Annotated in this window: 13 protein-coding genes; all 13 read right to left on the bottom strand. The window is 71.5% G+C overall.

All coding sequences use genetic code 11. The features are described 5' to 3' along the window. Nucleotides 1-127 precede the first annotated feature (127 nt). Nucleotides 128-1,753: a monocarboxylate uptake permease MctP gene (gene mctP / locus N4G70_RS19110; RefSeq protein ID WP_261713874.1), complete on the bottom strand. Its 1,626-nt coding sequence runs from the start codon at nt 1,751-1,753 to the stop codon at nt 128-130. Beyond that, a complete protein-coding gene (locus tag N4G70_RS19105) occupies nt 1,750-2,022 on the bottom strand; it encodes a DUF3311 domain-containing protein (protein ID WP_261713873.1) in 273 nt (90 codons plus the stop codon). The genes mctP and N4G70_RS19105 overlap by 4 nt, the downstream gene beginning before the upstream one ends. A 141-nt stretch (nt 2,023-2,163) precedes the next feature. Beyond that, the gene (locus tag N4G70_RS19100) at nt 2,164-3,141 is read right to left on the bottom strand and encodes a helix-turn-helix transcriptional regulator (RefSeq protein ID WP_261713872.1); all 978 of its coding nucleotides are present in this window, start codon (nt 3,139-3,141) and stop codon (nt 2,164-2,166) included. Nucleotides 3,142-3,173: 32 nt separating this feature from the next. Beyond that, nucleotides 3,174-5,297, bottom strand: coding sequence for an MMPL family transporter (locus tag N4G70_RS19095; protein ID WP_261713871.1), 2,124 nt, complete (start codon nt 5,295-5,297; stop codon nt 3,174-3,176). After that, nucleotides 5,284-6,264: an aldo/keto reductase gene (locus tag N4G70_RS19090; protein ID WP_261713870.1), complete on the bottom strand. Its 981-nt coding sequence runs from the start codon at nt 6,262-6,264 to the stop codon at nt 5,284-5,286. The genes N4G70_RS19095 and N4G70_RS19090 overlap by 14 nt, the downstream gene beginning before the upstream one ends. Further along, nucleotides 6,264-7,277 carry an endonuclease/exonuclease/phosphatase family protein gene (locus N4G70_RS19085; RefSeq protein WP_261713869.1) on the bottom strand — a complete coding sequence of 338 codons (1,014 nt, stop codon included), beginning with the start codon at nt 7,275-7,277 and terminating at the stop codon, nt 6,264-6,266. Before N4G70_RS19085 ends, N4G70_RS19090 begins: the two co-directional genes overlap by 1 nt. Nucleotides 7,278-7,284: 7 nt before the next feature. Beyond that, nucleotides 7,285-8,442 (bottom strand): endonuclease/exonuclease/phosphatase family protein, encoded by a 1,158-nt coding sequence (locus tag N4G70_RS19080; protein ID WP_261713868.1) that lies wholly within the window; start codon nt 8,440-8,442, stop codon nt 7,285-7,287. Beyond that, nucleotides 8,435-9,505: a glycosyltransferase family A protein gene (locus N4G70_RS19075; RefSeq protein ID WP_261713867.1), complete on the bottom strand. Its 1,071-nt coding sequence runs from the start codon at nt 9,503-9,505 to the stop codon at nt 8,435-8,437. The genes N4G70_RS19080 and N4G70_RS19075 overlap by 8 nt, the downstream gene beginning before the upstream one ends. Before the next feature lie 21 nt (nt 9,506-9,526). Continuing rightward, nucleotides 9,527-10,573, bottom strand: coding sequence for an NAD(P)-dependent oxidoreductase (locus N4G70_RS19070; RefSeq protein ID WP_261713866.1), 1,047 nt, complete (start codon nt 10,571-10,573; stop codon nt 9,527-9,529). After that, the gene (locus tag N4G70_RS19065) at nt 10,567-11,997 is read right to left on the bottom strand and encodes an aspartate aminotransferase family protein (RefSeq protein WP_261713865.1); all 1,431 of its coding nucleotides are present in this window, start codon (nt 11,995-11,997) and stop codon (nt 10,567-10,569) included. Before N4G70_RS19065 ends, N4G70_RS19070 begins: the two co-directional genes overlap by 7 nt. Before the next feature lie 28 nt (nt 11,998-12,025). After that, nucleotides 12,026-12,976 carry a lysylphosphatidylglycerol synthase domain-containing protein gene (locus tag N4G70_RS19060; protein WP_261713864.1) on the bottom strand — a complete coding sequence of 317 codons (951 nt, stop codon included), beginning with the start codon at nt 12,974-12,976 and terminating at the stop codon, nt 12,026-12,028. Next, nucleotides 12,973-13,932, bottom strand: coding sequence for a UbiA prenyltransferase family protein (locus N4G70_RS19055; protein ID WP_261713863.1), 960 nt, complete (start codon nt 13,930-13,932; stop codon nt 12,973-12,975). Before N4G70_RS19055 ends, N4G70_RS19060 begins: the two co-directional genes overlap by 4 nt. A 78-nt stretch (nt 13,933-14,010) precedes the next feature. Continuing rightward, the gene (locus N4G70_RS19050) at nt 14,011-15,030 is read right to left on the bottom strand and encodes a glycosyltransferase family A protein (RefSeq protein ID WP_261713862.1); all 1,020 of its coding nucleotides are present in this window, start codon (nt 15,028-15,030) and stop codon (nt 14,011-14,013) included. Between the last annotated feature and the right edge of the window lie 36 nt (nt 15,031-15,066).

Raw genomic sequence — 15,066 nt, 5'->3', positions numbered from 1 at the left:
GCCCGTGACGACCGACCGGCCCCACATGCTGCCCGACGAATTCGGCTGGGTGCGCTGATCGACGCATATGAAAGGGCCGCCGCACCCCTCAGGATGCGGCGGCCCTTTCGCGTACGAACAGGCGAACTCAGTGCGCCGCCCCCGCCGTCGCCGGCGGCAGCTCCGTGACGACGCCGGGGTCGCCCGCGTCGGCCGTGTAGTCCTCGGGGGAGGTCTCGTCGATGCCGTCGGGGGCCTTGACGGCGCGCAGGGCCACCGTCAGGACCACCGTCACCACCACGTTCAGGACGAACGCCGTCAGACCGATGTAGCCGATCTCGCCGATGCCCGGGATCTCCTTGGAGGAGCCGCCGAAGTGCTTCTGGGTGGGCGAGGCCACCCCGTACGCGGCGAGCGTGCCGTAGACCATGCCGACCGCCCAGCCCGCGAGCAGCGCCCAGCGGTGGAACCAGCGGGTGAACAGGCCGCCGACCAGGGCCGGGAAGGTCTGGAGGATCCAGATTCCGCCCAGGAGCTGGAAGTTGATGGCGACCGTCTTGTCCATGGTCAGGACGAAGACCAGCGCGCCGACCTTCACCACGAGCGAGACCAGCTTGGAGACCTTGGCCTCCTGGGAGGGGGTCGCGTCCCGCTTGATGAAGTCCTTGTAGATGTTGCGGGTGAAGAGGTTCGCCGCCGCGATGGACATGATGGCCGCCGGGACGAGGGCGCCGATGCCGATCGCCGCGAAGGCGACGCCCGCGAACCAGTCCGGGAACATGTCCTCGAAGAGCTGCGGAATGGCGAGCTGGCCGTTCTTGACCTTGACGCCCGCCGCGATCGCCATGAAGCCGAGCAGCGCCAGCAGGCCCAGCATCAGCGAGTACAGCGGCAGGATCGTGGTGTTGCGGCGGATCACGTTGCGGCTGCGCGAGGACAGCGTCGCGGTGATCGAGTGCGGGTACATGAACAGCGCGAGCGCCGAGCCGAGCGCGAGCGTGGCGTACGTCCACTGGCTCGAATCGCCGGGCACGATGGCGCCCGTGGGCTTGCCCGTCGCCGGATTCGGCGTCGCGAACTTGTGCTGCGCCGCGCTGAAGATGGCGTCGAAGCCGCCCAGCTTGATCGGGATGTAGATGATCGCCACCGCGATGACGAGGTAGATCAGACCGTCCTTCACGAACGCGATCAACGCGGGGGCGCGCAGGCCCGAGGAGTAGGTGTACGCCGCGAGCACCGCGAACGCGATGAGCAGCGGCAGGTCCTTCACGAACCAGTTGCTGGACTCGCCGCCCACGCCCATGACGTCCAACACGGCCTGGATGCCGACCAGTTGGAGCGCGATGTAGGGCATCGTGGCAAGGATGCCGGTGATCGCGACGGCGAGCGACAGGCCCTTCGAGCCGAACCGGCCGCGCACGAAGTCCGAGGTGGTGACGTAGCCGTGCTTGTGCGAGACCGACCACAGGCGCGGCAGGAAGGTGAAGATCAGCGGATACACGAGGATCGTGTAGGGCACGGCGAAGAAGCCGGCCGCGCCCGCCGCGTAGATCGCCGCGGGCACCGCGACGAAGGTGTACGCGGTGTAGAGGTCGCCGCCGAGCAGGAACCAGGTGACCCAGGTGCCGAACGACCGCCCGCCCAGGCCCCATTCGTCGAGGCTCGCCTCATTCTCGGCCTTGCGCCAGCGGGCGGCCATGAACCCGATGACCGTGACGGCCAGGAAGAAGAAGATGAAGACGCCGAGTGCGACGCCGTTCACGCCGTCCTTCACTTGGACGCACCCCCCTTGGTGGTGTCAGAGGTGGTGCGCGAGCGCTGGTCGTGCTGCCACAGCTTGTACGCGAGCATCGTCAGCGCGGTCGAGATCAGCACCCAGAGCATCTGGTACCAGTAGAAGAACGGGATGCCGCCGAGCACCGGGTCCGCCTTGGCGTACGAGCTCACCCACAGCATCGCCCCGAAGGGCGCGATCAGGCAGAGCGCGATGATCACGCGCAAGGGCGTGATCACCGGTCTCTTCACTTCCGTCGATTCCGGCATTGGGTGGCTCCGTCCCCTCACGATCACCTGTGCGTTGGATCACTTGGTAATGCGCAGGAAATCTAGGGGAGAGATTCGGTCAAGGGAACCCCCGTCCGGATTCCGGACGGGCCGCAACCGGACGACGTCCTTGCCGGAGCGTCAGAGCCAGCCCTCCTTGGCCGCGCGGACGCCCGCCTCGAAGCGACTGCGGGCGCCCAGGCGGGACATGAGCTCCGAGCTCATCCGGCGCACCGTGCGCAGCGACACCCCGAGTCTGCGCGCGGCGATGTCGTCGGTGCAGCCGATCCCCAGGAGCAGCACCAACTCCCGTTCCTGGGGCGAGAGGGCGTGCTCGTTGCGGCGCGGGGCCTCCCCGAACGGGGTGCCCGACTCCCACAGATGGTCGAAGAGGACCACCAGCGCGTTGACCAGGCCCCGGCTGCGCACCTCCAGGGCGCCGGCCCGCGCGTCCTCGGGATCCACCGGGACCAGCGCCGCGCTGCGGTCGACGATCACCATCAGCATGGGCACGATCGGCACGGTGCGGGCCTCGCCCCCCAAGTCGCAGTACCAGCGGACGTATTCGAGGGTGGGCGCGTCGTTGCGGAAGCTCTCCTGGTAGATGCTGCGGATCTGCACGCCGCGCTCCAGGGCCAGCTCGTCCAGGGGCTGGCTGGCGTCCATCGTGTCGGGCAGCTGGGCGCCGCCGGGCAGCAGGGAGAGGCACTCGGCGCGGGCGCTCCCGGCCAGGTCCTCCAGGCGCTCGCGCACCGCGTCCACGCCGTGGATGCGGTCGACGACGTCGTGCCGGAAGGTGTTGCCCGCGTGGAACTTGGCCAGGATCGCCGCCACCGTCTGCTCGGCCCGCTCCACCTGGCGTCTGCGCTTGGTCAGCTCGGCCTCGGCCCGCGACAGCAGGAACGCGAATCCGACGTCCGGGCTGAACGGGGCGATGCCGTCCGAGGCATCGTCCATGAGCACGAGCTTGAGGTCGGCGAGATGGCTGAGCGCCGCCCGCACCTCGGTCTCCGACCAGTCCAGATGCTCCGCCAACTCCGGTATTCCGTAATCGGGTTGGGACAGCAGGAGCCGGTAGACGGTTTCTGTGGACTGCTGAATTCCGAGTGCCTCGAGCATGCGGTTCCCCCAGGTGCGCGTATGCCGTGGTGTCACTGTGCGTGGTCCGATGGTTCGACCAGGGGGATCGTATGACCGAGACGCAATCCAGGTCTAGACCAATAAGATGACAGCGGTGTGGCCGGAAGGCCGCTTGCGGGGGGTTGTGCGGCCGTGTCGTGAACGAGTCGTCGAGACGGGCCCGACAGCACCGCGAGGGCGCGGAGCGGCACGGAACCCAGCAGCGCCGCTCCGCCAAGTCCCGTGACCAGAATGGCCAGTTCCACTTGCGGGCCGAGCCCGATGGCCAGAAGTGGCAGGGCGACCACGAGCCCGACGCGGGGCCGGACGCGGGCCATCGCGTCGTGCGCCACGGCGTGGTCGAGCGTGTTCAGAAAGGCGAAGGCCCCCGCCACCAGGGGAATCCACCCCGTCACCGCCCCCGTCGCCGCCACCCCGCCGAGCGGCCGGGACCCGATGCCGTACTGCCAGACCAGCACCAGGAGCCCGGTGGTCGCCACCGCCGCGACCACCGCGGACAGCGCGGCCCGCCCGGCCCGCGCGGAGGTCCCGGCCCTCCGTGGCCGCACGAGCGCGAGGAAGCCGAGCAGTGCCATGGCCGCGAGCGCGCCCGGAAGAATCCGGTACACGCCCCGTACCAGGTCGGGTTCGGGCACCCCGGAACCCCCGACCTGCGCCCCCGCGTCAGCCGTCGCGGAACGCACGTCGGCCATCGCGCGGCGGCCGGACGGGGTCATCGGCTCGGCGGAGGGGACCACCGCGACCAGCGCGGAGCCGTCGCGGCGCCAGGCGGCGTCGCGCGGGGCGGCGGCCGCCAGGACGCCGGGGACCTTGACGGCGAGCGATGCCGAGCGTTCGGCGTCCGGGCCCGAAGGGGCAAGCACCTCAAGGGGGTTGAGCACCCCGGACGGAATCCCGGCGGCCGTCAGCTGATCGAGCCCGTCCCGGGCCGGACCGCTCTCCACCAGGGCCTCGGCCCGGGGGTTCCCGGCCGTCAGCAGCCCGCTCGCGCCGATGAGCAGCCCGAGAGCCGCCAGGACGCCGACGGCGAGCAGCCGGTGAGTGGGCCGAGGGGCAGGCGCCAACTCCCTTGCATCTCCAGGAGGTTGGCGCATCAGCCCCCTCCCCGCGACAGGCAGCAGCGCCGGGCCCAGTGTCAGGGCCGCCAAGGTGGCCGCCAGGCAGACCATGGCCCCCGCGATGCCGATCGAGCGCAGGAAGGGCACGGGGAACAGGGCGAGGGTCGCCAGGGCCGCGGTCCCGGCCAGAGCTCCGGTGGTCGCCGGGCCCGCCAGGGCGGACCCCGCCCGGTGCGGCGCGAGCCGGGCGTCGGTCCCGCCCACCAGCTCCGCCCGCCAGGCGCCCAGCAGGAGGGCCGAGCGACGCACCGAGAGGGCGAGCGCCGCGACCGGGATCAGGTACACCACGACGAAGCTGATCTCCATGGTCCCTGCCAGGGCGAGCACCACCAGGAGGGCCACCACCGACGACGCCGCCGTGAGCAGCAGCGGCAGCAGCAGGCGTCGCACCCCGAACGCCCTGAGGAGCAGGGTGAGACCCCCCAACGCGCAAGCAACTTTGAGCAGTTGGAGGCCCGGGCCCGGCCGGGCGAGGGCGCTGTCCTGCTGGAGCGGCAGCACGCCCGTCACATTCACCCAGGCGCCGGGCAGCGCCTCGCGCAGCCCGGTCCGCAGCCGTTCGGTGGCGTCCCGCACGGCGGTGAGCCCGGCCAGGTCCGGCTTCCCGGAGAGCGGATACACCAGGGCGAAGGTGGTGCGGCCGTCCTGCGCCAGGAACGCCCGGTCGCCGGTGTCGGCGTACGAGACCACCCGGGTGCCCGGCGCCGTGGCGGCCGCGAGGCCGGACCTCAGCCGGGCGGCGGCGAGCGGCGAGCGGCCGTCGGTGCCGTCCGGCCAGGTGACCACGGCGACCAGCGGGGCGACGCCCGCGCCGGCCCCGTACCGCTCGGTGATCGCCGCGTTGGCCCGGGAGCCGTCCTGGCCGGAGGTGGTGAAGCTCTGGTCGAGGCGGCCCAGGTGCGTGGCCGCCGCGACCCCGCCCGCCACCAGCACCGCCAGCCACACCAGGCACACCAGCCTCCGGTGATCGGCGGACAGGCGGGCGAGCCCAGCCGCGTACCGCTCAGTTCGCCGCATCGAGTCCCGCCGCGTCGAGCCGGGCCCTGACCTCGTCGGCCAGGACCAGATCGACCGCGTCGAGCGACTCGTCGAGCTGGCCCACCGAACTCGCCCCGATCACCGGCAGGATCGGCAGCTCGCCGCCCAGGGCCCACGCCAGCACGACCTGTCCGGGTGCGACCCCGAGCTCCTTGGCGACCTCCCCGAGCACGGCGAGCCGCTGGGTGGAACCGGCGTGCCGGTACTGCTCGGGGATCTCCTTGGCCGGGTTGTTGTAGGCGCCGGTGAGCTGAGTGGTGTAGGCCACGAAGGTCAGTTCGGGGTGGGTGCTCAGATAGTCGAGCAGCTCCTCCGAGGCGTGCGGGTTCACCCCGAAGTCCGCGCCCGGACGCGGCTGGAGGTAGGTGTAGCGCTGCTGCACCGCCGCGTACGCCGGGCCGCCCGCGCGCTCGGCGGCGCCGCGCGACTCCTCGACCCGCCAGGCCGCGAAGTTGCTGCACCCGGGAAGCGTGATCTTCCCGGCGTCGGCGAGCTCGGCGAAGGCGCCCATGGTCTCCTCGACGGGCGTGACACGGTCGTCGATGTGCGCGTAGTACAGGTCGATCCGGTCCGTGCCCAGATTGCGCAGACTGGCCTCCACCTGGCGGCGCAGGACCGGCGCGGACAGGCCCTCGGCGGCCTCGGGCCACGGCGCGTCCAGCGGCTCGGGCAGCGCCCCGACCTTGGTGGCCAGCACCATCTCGTCCCGTACGCCCCGGCTGCGCAGCCACTTGCCGATGACGAGCTCGCTCTCCGCGCCGGTGGCGCCCGGCTCCCAGAAGGCGTACGTGTTGGCCGTGTCGAGGAAGGTGCCGCCCGCCTCGTAGAAGCGGTCCAGGACGGCGAAGGCGGTGGCCTCGTCGATCCGGGTGCCGAAGGGAAGCGTGCCCAGGCACAGGGTGCTCACCCGCAGGCCGTCCTTGCCGCCCAGCTCTCGGTACTGCATCAACGGTTCATCTCCTTGGAATCGGTGGTGGTGGTGATCGTGACGTCCTGCGCCAGATGGTCGGAGAGACCTCTCGGGTCGCGGAACGCGTAACTCCGCGCGCGGAGCCCGGCGCTGGTGAACACCCAGTCGATGCGCCAGAGCCGCGGCCTCCACCGGGCGTGCCAACTCGCCGGGAACAGCGAGCGGTTGGCGCCGATGGCGTCGTGCGCGGACTTCGGCATCCGGCGGATGTCGCCGATGGCCGCGCTGGTGTTGAAGTCCCCGGAGACCAGGAACAGGTGGGGGTTGGCGAGCAGATCGGCGACCAGCGCGTCGTACTCCCGGCGCCGCGCCTCGTGCCGGCGCCGCATGTCCCGGAAGAACGCCCGGCACAGCGGGTTCATCACCGTGAGCTGGACCGGGATGTGCACGTTGTACGTCGACAGGACGCCGGCCGGGGTGTCCACATCGGCACGCAGGGAGCAGGCGCCGACGGGCACCGGGGGACCGGCCGGCGGGAACCGGGACAGGGTCACCGCGTTGTTGTCGATCAGCAGATGGTGGTCGGGGAACTCGCGCCGCAGCCGCTCCTCGTCGTCGATGTCCCACACCTCGCCGCCCTCGTACCCGTTGAGGTACTCCTGGAGCAGGTAGACATCGGCCGGCAGGGTGTGCAGAAAGGCGTAGAAGTCGTCGGGGTCGCGGCCCTGGTTCCAGTGCTGGGTGTTCCACGACACCACCCGGATGCCGTCGCCTCCGGCGTCGCGGCCGGAACCGCCGCCCAGCGCACGGTGGTTGAAGCCGCTCTGTGTCCAGCCCGCCATCAGGCATCCGACTGCCAGGGCCGCGCCGGACCCGCTGCCGGTGGCCGCCGACGCCACGAGCAGCGCGAGGGGCGCGGCCGCGAAGAGCGGCGGCGGCAGCAGCGACACCGCGAGCCAAGGCCACCAGCGGCCGTTCAGGACGAGATGCGCGCCGAGGAAGGCGGCCCAGACGAGCGCGCAGACGGCTACGGCGGAAGCGGGGGACACGGACGGCTCACCTTTCACCGGTGTTCTTCTCGGCGGGCGGCACGGACACCCACAGATCCTGCATCGAGTGGTCGGACAGCTTCTCCGGCGCATCGAAGCGGTACTTCTCCGCCCTGGCCCCGTGCCCCGTGAACGCCCAGTCCGTGCGCCAGAACGGCTTCCAGCCGCCCTGCTCCCAGCTGGTCGGATACAGGTCGTCGCTCGCGCTCATCGCGTCGTCGAGCCGCGCGCGCATCCCGTCGAGTTCGGACATGGCCGCCGTGGTGTTGAAGTCGCCCGCCACGACAACGGGGTTGGGGTTGTGCGCCACATCGTCCTCGAGGCCCGCGTACTGGGCCTGCCGGGGCCCGAAACTCTTGCGCATATGGGTGTAGAAGGCGTCCGAGAGCGGGCCGTCGGGCATGCTGTTCCAGACCGGCATGTGCAGGTTGTAGAACGACACCGTTCGCCCCTTGATCAACAGGTCGGTGCGCAGCACCTTGGCCTCCCGGTAGCGCGTGGTCCAGTCGGCGTCCGGCGCGAGGGCGCGGGCCGGGCCGACGGCGGGGCGGGCGACGACGGGGAAGCGGGAGAGGGTGACCAGCTCGCCGTCGGCGGTGACCTCGTACCCCGGGAACTCCGCGCGCAGCCGCGCCAGATCGTCGATCGGCAGACGGCCCTTACGGTCCGGGGTCACGTGCTGGTACTCGTGCAGCAGATACACATCGGCCTTCTTCGACTTCAGGAAGGCGTAGAAGTGGTCCTGGGTGCCCAGGAGTTGGTTCCACGAGTTGGTGTTCCAGGCGACGACGCGGATCGAATCCGGGCCGGCCTCGTGATCCGGGGTCCACAACGCCCCGAAGTTGATCCCCGACTGGCCCGCTCCCAGGACGAGTGCGACGGCCACCGCGGCTCCGGTACGCCACCGGTCCCGGCCCCGCGCCAGCGGGAGCAGCACCGCGAGCACCAGCGGCAGGACGACGTAGGCGAACGGCGGTAGCGCTCCCGCCAGTTCGCCGAACCAGTAACGGCCGTCGAGTGCCCACTCCACCGCCAGGCACACCAGCCAGCCGAGCGCCGCCCAGCACACCAGGCGCCCCGCCCGGCGGCGGGCCGGCCGGGCGGGCGGGGAGTCCGGCGCCGGCTCCCCGGGAGCCTCGGCGGGCGCGATCCGCAGCTCAGACACCGGAAGCACCCACCGCGGAGCCGAGCGCCGCGCTCCCCGACGGGCGGGGCCGGGGATCGTAGAGGTGCCGGAAACGGGAGGAGCACAGCCACTGGACGCCCGCCACCCCGATGGCCGCGAACACCGTCAGGTTCACCAGGAAGTTGACGGCCACGAAGTACCCGAGGAACAGCCGCCCCCGATGTCCGCGCACCACCCGGTACATGTCGAGGTCGCCGAGCACCGACAGGACGAAGAGGGCGACCGGAAGCAGCGACCACACCGGGCCCCACAGCGCCGGCGCCGCCAGGGCCGCCACCGAGAGCGGGGCCGCGAGACTCGCGCCCGCCCGGGGGCCGGTCACGAAGCCGCCCTGGAGGGCGCGCCGGCTCAGGATCAGCGGCACCGCGAGCCGGGCCCGGCTGAACACCTTCTCGAGGACGATCCGTACCGTGTCGTCGTGGTCGTGCCGGCCGCGCACCTCCAGGGAGCTGAGCACCTTGTACCGCTCCGAGATGCGCCGCCCGTAGTCCTGGTCCTCGGTGTGGCGCAGCAGCGGATTGAACGGGCCGACCTCCTCGAACACCGTGCGGCGCATCGCCAGGATCGCGGTGTGCACGGTGTCGATGACGCCCTCGGACTTCAGCAGCAGGTAGTACTGCTGGAGCGAGCGGTACTCCTCGATCAGGCTGTCCCGGATGAGCGGCTCCGGCTCGTAAGTGCCGCACACCGCGCCGTACTTGACGCCGTCGACGCCGTCGGTCAGCAGGGCGACCGAGCGCTCGACCGCGTCGGGGTGCATCGCCACGTCGGAGTCGAGGAAGACGAGCACCTCGCCCCGGGCGAGCTCCGCCCCGAGGTTGCGGGCCACCGCGACCCCGCTGTTGGTGCCGGTGCTCACCACCCGGGCGCCGAGCGCGGCGGCGGTCGCGGCGGAGTCGTCGGTGGAGCAGTCGTCGATGACGATGATCTCGATGTTCGGGTACGTCTGGTTCTGCGCGGCCTCCACACACAGGCCGATCGAGCGGCCGTAGTTGTAGTTGGGGATGATCACGGAGACCAAGGGCTGCTGGTCGCTGGGCACGGTGTCTACTCCTCGGATCTCTTAGAACAGCACCTTGGCGAGGGAGAGGGCTCCCTGGCGCCACGGTTCGACACTGGTGACGCCCTGCCCCTTGGCGGGGGCGGCCTGGGTTCGCCGGTGCTCGCGCCACCAGGCGTAGGTGCGCAGGATCGCGTCCTGGTTGGAGTGGCGCGGGCTGAAGCCGAGCTGCTCGCGGGCCCGGTCGGTGCTGACGTAGGAGTCGTCGAGCAGCTTGTGCAGCAGGCGCCCGTAGACCGGCGAGAGGCCGGTGCGCTGGAGGGCGCTGAGCGCGGCGAGCGCGGGCCTGGCGGGCAGCGAGCGCACCCGTCTGCCGTGCCCGGCCGCGTCCAGGACCGCCTGGAAGTCCTCGCGGATGGTGCCGAACTCGGTGGCGCCCAGGTTGAACGTGCCGTCCGCGCGCTCGGCCGGCGCCTCCATCGCGGTGACCACCGCGTCCACGAGGTCGTCCACGTCGAACATCTGGATACGGACGTCACCCCTGCCGAGGACGGGGAAGTGCCGGCCCTCCTCGGCCCATTCGAAGAGCATCGCGAACAGGCCCATGCGGCCCGGCCCCAAGAACGTCTTGGGCCGCAGGATCGGCAGGCACATCTCCTTGCCCCGGAACCGCTCGGCGACCACCTCCGCCTCCGCCTTGGCGGCGCTGTAGGTGTCGACGGGCTCGCGCGGGTACTCCTCGGGGGTGGGCACCACCTTGGGCAGCCCGTACACGGCGGTCGACGATATGTGCACGAAACGCGGCACGCCGTTGGCCTCGGCCGCGCCCAGGACCGCCTCCGTACCACCGACGATCACCGAGCGGATCTGGTCGGCCGGATAGCTGGGCAGCGCCGCCGCGCAGTGCACCACCACGTCCGCGTCGGCGGTGACCCGCTTCATGGTCACGGTGTCCCGGACGTCCGAGACGGTGTGGCTGAGGCGTTCGTGCGCGGTGCGCGGGGCCCGAAGATCCACGCAGTGCACATCGTGGCCGTCGGCGAGCAGCCGCTCCACGAGGGTCGAACCGAGCATTCCGGCACCGCCGGTCACGACTGTCCTGGTCACCACAGCGACGACACCTTCTCCTTGACGAAACGGGTGAGCAGCCGCGGCAGGCCCTGGGCGAGCGTGGCGTCGAGGGCGTCCAGGAAGTACTCGACCTCGTGGTCCTCGGTGATCAGCGAGGGAGCCGCCATCAGCGGGTTGTCGCCGTTGAGCGTGTAGTAGGCGTAGACGCCGTGGTCGCGGTAGAGCGCGTTGACCACCGAGGAGGTGATGAGCTTGGTGCGAAAACGCGGGTCCTTGGTCATCGCGCCCGGCACCAGCTTGGTCGCCAGTTCCAGGAGCTTGGGGCCCTTGTGCAGGAACACCCCGTGCAGCGCGCCCACCCCGCGCACCTCGGACACCACGTCCGGGTGCTCCTTGGCGATCCGCTCCAGACCGGGGCCGAGGACCCGCTCGATGGCGCGGGCCCGGGCCGGATAGTCGTCCTCCACCGCGATGTTGACGGCCTCGATGGCGGTGATGGCCTCCTCGCCGAACCCGTAGTAGGTGGTGCTGGTCGACTGGAGCAGCGCGTCGGTGAGGTTGTCGTAGGCCTTGCGGAAGACCGGCTCGCGGGCGATGAACGCCGAGATGGAGGACTTGCCGCCGCCGAACGACTTGGAGGTGGTGAGGATGTCGGGGACCAGGCCCTCGTGGCGCATGAAGTAGAAGAGGCTGCCGGTCTTGCCCCAGCCGGTGTAGATCTCGTCGAAGAGCAGCACGATGTCCTCGCGGGTGCAGAGCTCCCGGAGCCCGCGCAGGAACTCCTCCGAGCACACGTTCATCGTGGACGCGCTGAGCGGCTCGATCAGAATGCAGTAGACATCCGAATCGCCCTTGGCCGTACGGGACTTGGCGACCTCGCGCTCGACGGCCGCCAGGTCCCCGTACGGGAAGACGCCGACGCCGGGGATGCCCGGGAACTGGAAGGTCGACTGGTTCTGCCCGGTCAGACTGCCCGAGCCGAGCAGCTTGCCGTGGAAGCTGATGTCGGCCCGCAGCACCTTCGAGCGCCGCCCGCCGTGGTACTTGTACGCCAGCTTCACCGCGCCCTCGACCGCCTCCGCGCCCGAGTTGGGGAAGAACGACATGTTCAGATCACCCGGCAGCAGCTCGGCCAGGTTGTGGCCCAGGGCCGCGATGTAGGGCGAGAAGTAGGTCTTGTGGACCTCCATGCGGCGCTCCTCCTGGAAGCGCCGGCGGGCGGCCAGGATGCGCGGGTGGTTGTGGCCGTGGTTGAGGACCCCGACCCCGCCGGTGAAGTCCAGGACGCGCCGGCCGTCGCGCTGGTGGATGTAGGCGCCCTCGGCGCGCTCCACGAGCTCCTGGCCGAAGCCGAAGGAGGTCATGAGCGAGACCTGGCTGCGGTTGACGTGGTCCTTGTAGAGGCCGTGGACCTGCTTGGTGGTCAGCGACTCGCAGTCGTCGACGGAGTAGAGCTGTGGCATGGAATCCCTCTTCGTGGGAGGCGGACGGTCAGGAAGTGGCGGCGGCGGGCTTGCCGGAGGTACGGGTCAGGAGCAGCGCGGCCCCGCCGACCAGGACTTCGCTCAGGGTGCAGACGACCCGGCTGGCGACGGCCGCGGCGGCCGCCGCCTGCCAGGGCAGGACCGCGGACAGGGCGAGCATCAGGACGGCCTCGCGGGCGCCCCACCCGTCGGGCAGGACCACCACCAGGCTCGCGGCGGCCGTGGCGAGCGCGAACCCGCCGACACACACCGGGAGCGCCTCGGCGGCGGGCGCACCGAGCATCACGGCCAGCGCCCACAGGTGGAGCCCGGACACCGCCCAGGACGCGGCGGCCGAGGCCATCGCCCGGCGCATGCCCCGGTCACCGGCGGTGGCGGTGGGCGGGGGCCGGCGGGCGAGCCTGGCGCCCAGCGCGGCAAGGGAGTTGATGAGGCCGGGCCGGACGGCGCAGGTCACCGTGGTCGCGACCGGGAGCAGCAGCCACCAGGCGTCGCCGCCAAGCGTCCAGGGCGCCGCGATCGGGCCGATGGTGAGACCGGTGAGGACGGCCGCCATCAGGTTGAGCAGGAACACGGCGACCATCACGGGCCCGGGCACCCCCACCGCGCGGCCCATCTTCACCTGGGCGAGCACCCCCCAGACCGCGCCGGGCAGATACTTGCTGAGGAAGGACGTGAAGAAGATCCGGGTGGCGGCGGCCCCGGGCACCTTCGGGCCCAGGTCGGCGAGCAGGGTGCGCCAGGTGACCATGGACAGGAGCACGGCGCCCGCGTTGGCGGCGAGCGCCCCGAGCAGATAGGGCACGGCCCCGGGGCGTACCACCAGATCGGCCAGGTCCCCGATCCGGTCGTGCAGGGCGAAACCGATGCCGGTGGCGACGGCGAGCGGGAACAGGACGGGTGCGGCCCGGCGCAGCGGGCCACGCGGGGCGGCCGGGGCGAGGTCGGCGGCCGTCATGACGCGGTGTGGACGAACAGCGCGGAGCCGCCGACCAGGCAGGACCACACCAGCGCGTTGGACACGGTCACCCGGTCCCGGAACAGGGCCCGCGACGGGTTGCCGCCGCCCGCGTCGACCACGAGCAGTTGCAGATAGCGGGCCAGGCCGAACAGCGCGAACGGCGCGGTGAGCATCGCGACGGCCGTGCCGTGGGCGCCGAACACGGCACTGTTCTGCACCTGAAGTACGTAGCTGATCGCGGTCAACACCGCCGCGAACACCAGGAGTTGGTCGAGGAAGCCGACGGTGTAGCCGCGCAGCGCCGGCCGGTGCAGGACACCTCCCACGCTCATCTCGTGGCGCCGCTTGCCGAGGATCAGCATCAGACACAGCGAGAACACACAGAGCGCCAGCCAGTCCGGTACCGGCGAGGACGCGGCGAGCGCGCCCTGCACGAGTCTGAGGACGAAGCCGAGCGCGACGATGAAGACGTCGAGCAGCGGTACGTGCTTGAGGCCTCTGCTGTACGCCGCGTTGAGGGCGAGGTAGGCGAGGACCGGCCACCAGGCGGCGGCCGGGGCGACCCCGAGCAGCGCGCACCCGGTGACGGCCGCCCCCAGCAGCACGACGAGCACCCCGGCGAACGTCATGGCGGCGGCCACCTTGACCCGGCCGGCGGCGATGGGGCGGTTGCGCTTCTGCGGATGGCTGCGGTCCCGGTCGCGGTCGCTGATGTCGTTGACCAGGTAGACGAGCGCCGAGGCCAGGGTGAAGGCGATGACGGCGGCGACCGCGCCGCCGAGCAGCCGGCCGGCCGGGCGTTCGGCGCCGAGCAGCCCGAGCGGCACCACCACCAGGTTCTTGGACCACTGGCCGGGCCGGACGAGGGAGGTGAGATCGCGAAGGAGGCTGGGGGGCCGGGCCTGCTGGGTGCGGGCCGGCTGCTGGGCGAGCGTGGGGCCGTAAGTGGCCATGGACAGGCTCCAGTTGCTGACGGGCGGTGGCGGGGGACACCGGGCGGAGGAGGCGGGCGTGGCGGGCGGGGCCGGGGGTCACCGCCGGCCGGTGGCGGGCACCGGGGTGCGGCGGCGGACGGTGGGCCCGAACTCCGGCTCGGTGAGCCAGCGCACGACCCCGCGCGCCGCGCCGAGCACCAGCGCCAGATGCAGCACGAAGTGGACGCCGGTGAACCACAGCAGGAAGCCGGGCCCCTTGGTGCGCAGGACGAAGGAGCTGAGCCCCGGGTCGGCGCAGGCGAAGACCAGGACGCACAGGGCGGGCACGAGCAGCAGCCACGGCGACAGGAGGCCGAGGAGCAGCGCGGGCGGGGCGAGGGCGGCGGCCAGCACACCGAGCGGCCGGTTGGCGCTGAGCCCGCCCGCCCGCATCTGGCCCACGGCCGCGATGAGGAGCTGGGAGCGCCGGTACTGCTCACGGAGCATCGGCAGCAGCCGGTCCACGTCGTCGTGGCGTCCGGTGACCGTCTCGGACATGCGGATGCGGTACTTCTCGACGAGCCGCCCGCTGTACTCGACGTCCTCGGAATCCCGCAGGTTCTCGTCGAAGGGGCCGATCTCCTCGAAGACGTGCTTGCGGATCGCGCCGAGCGCGAAGAACGCGGTCCGCACCTCGCCGGCGCCGCGCCGGCGCCAGAAGTGCGCGTGCAGCGCGTGATAGCGCTCGATGGGCCCGTCGTCGTAGAGCGGCTCGGGGTCGAGCACGCCGTGCACACAGCCGAGGCCCGGGTCGTCCAGGAGCTGGTCGACGGCGTTGGCCAGGGCGTCCGGGGAGAGCGCGGTGTCCGAGTCGAGGAAGAAGAGGATCTCGCCACGGGCCGCGGCGGCGCCGAGGTTGCGGGCCGCGGAGACGCCCCTGTTGCGCGGACTCGCGATGAGGACGCAGGGGAATTCCCGGGCGATGTCCCGCGAGCGGTCGGTGCTCGCGTCGTCGACGACGATGACGTCGAGCGGGGCGTGGGTCTGGGCGAACACCGATTCCAGACAGGCCCGCAGGGTCTTCTCGTAATTGAAATTGGGGATGATGACGGACACGCTCGGGCGGGCCCTGGGCATGGCGAATTCCGTTTCTGGAGTGCTGGGGATTACGGC

This window comes from Streptomyces sp. ASQP_92 (assembly GCF_025399895.1).
Classification (GTDB): Bacteria; Actinomycetota; Actinomycetes; order Streptomycetales; family Streptomycetaceae; genus Streptomyces.
This window is presented reverse-complemented; position numbering and strand designations above follow the sequence as displayed.

Bases quoted from the DNA above. Each gene is read 5' to 3' on its own strand.
- N4G70_RS19090 (WP_261713870.1), bottom strand. From the start codon at position 6,264: ATGCAGTACCGAGAGCTGGGCGGCAAGGACGGCCTGCGGGTGAGCACC.
- N4G70_RS19100 (WP_261713872.1), bottom strand. From the start codon at position 3,141: ATGCTCGAGGCACTCGGAATTCAGCAGTCCACAGAAACCGTCTACCGG.
- N4G70_RS19050 (WP_261713862.1), bottom strand. From the start codon at position 15,030: ATGCCCAGGGCCCGCCCGAGCGTGTCCGTCATCATCCCCAATTTCAAT.
- N4G70_RS19065 (WP_261713865.1), bottom strand. From the start codon at position 11,997: ATGCCACAGCTCTACTCCGTCGACGACTGCGAGTCGCTGACCACCAAG.
- N4G70_RS19060 (WP_261713864.1), bottom strand. From the start codon at position 12,976: ATGACGGCCGCCGACCTCGCCCCGGCCGCCCCGCGTGGCCCGCTGCGC.
- N4G70_RS19055 (WP_261713863.1), bottom strand. From the start codon at position 13,932: ATGGCCACTTACGGCCCCACGCTCGCCCAGCAGCCGGCCCGCACCCAG.
- N4G70_RS19095 (WP_261713871.1), bottom strand. From the start codon at position 5,297: ATGCGGCGAACTGAGCGGTACGCGGCTGGGCTCGCCCGCCTGTCCGCC.
- N4G70_RS19105 (WP_261713873.1), bottom strand. From the start codon at position 2,022: ATGCCGGAATCGACGGAAGTGAAGAGACCGGTGATCACGCCCTTGCGC.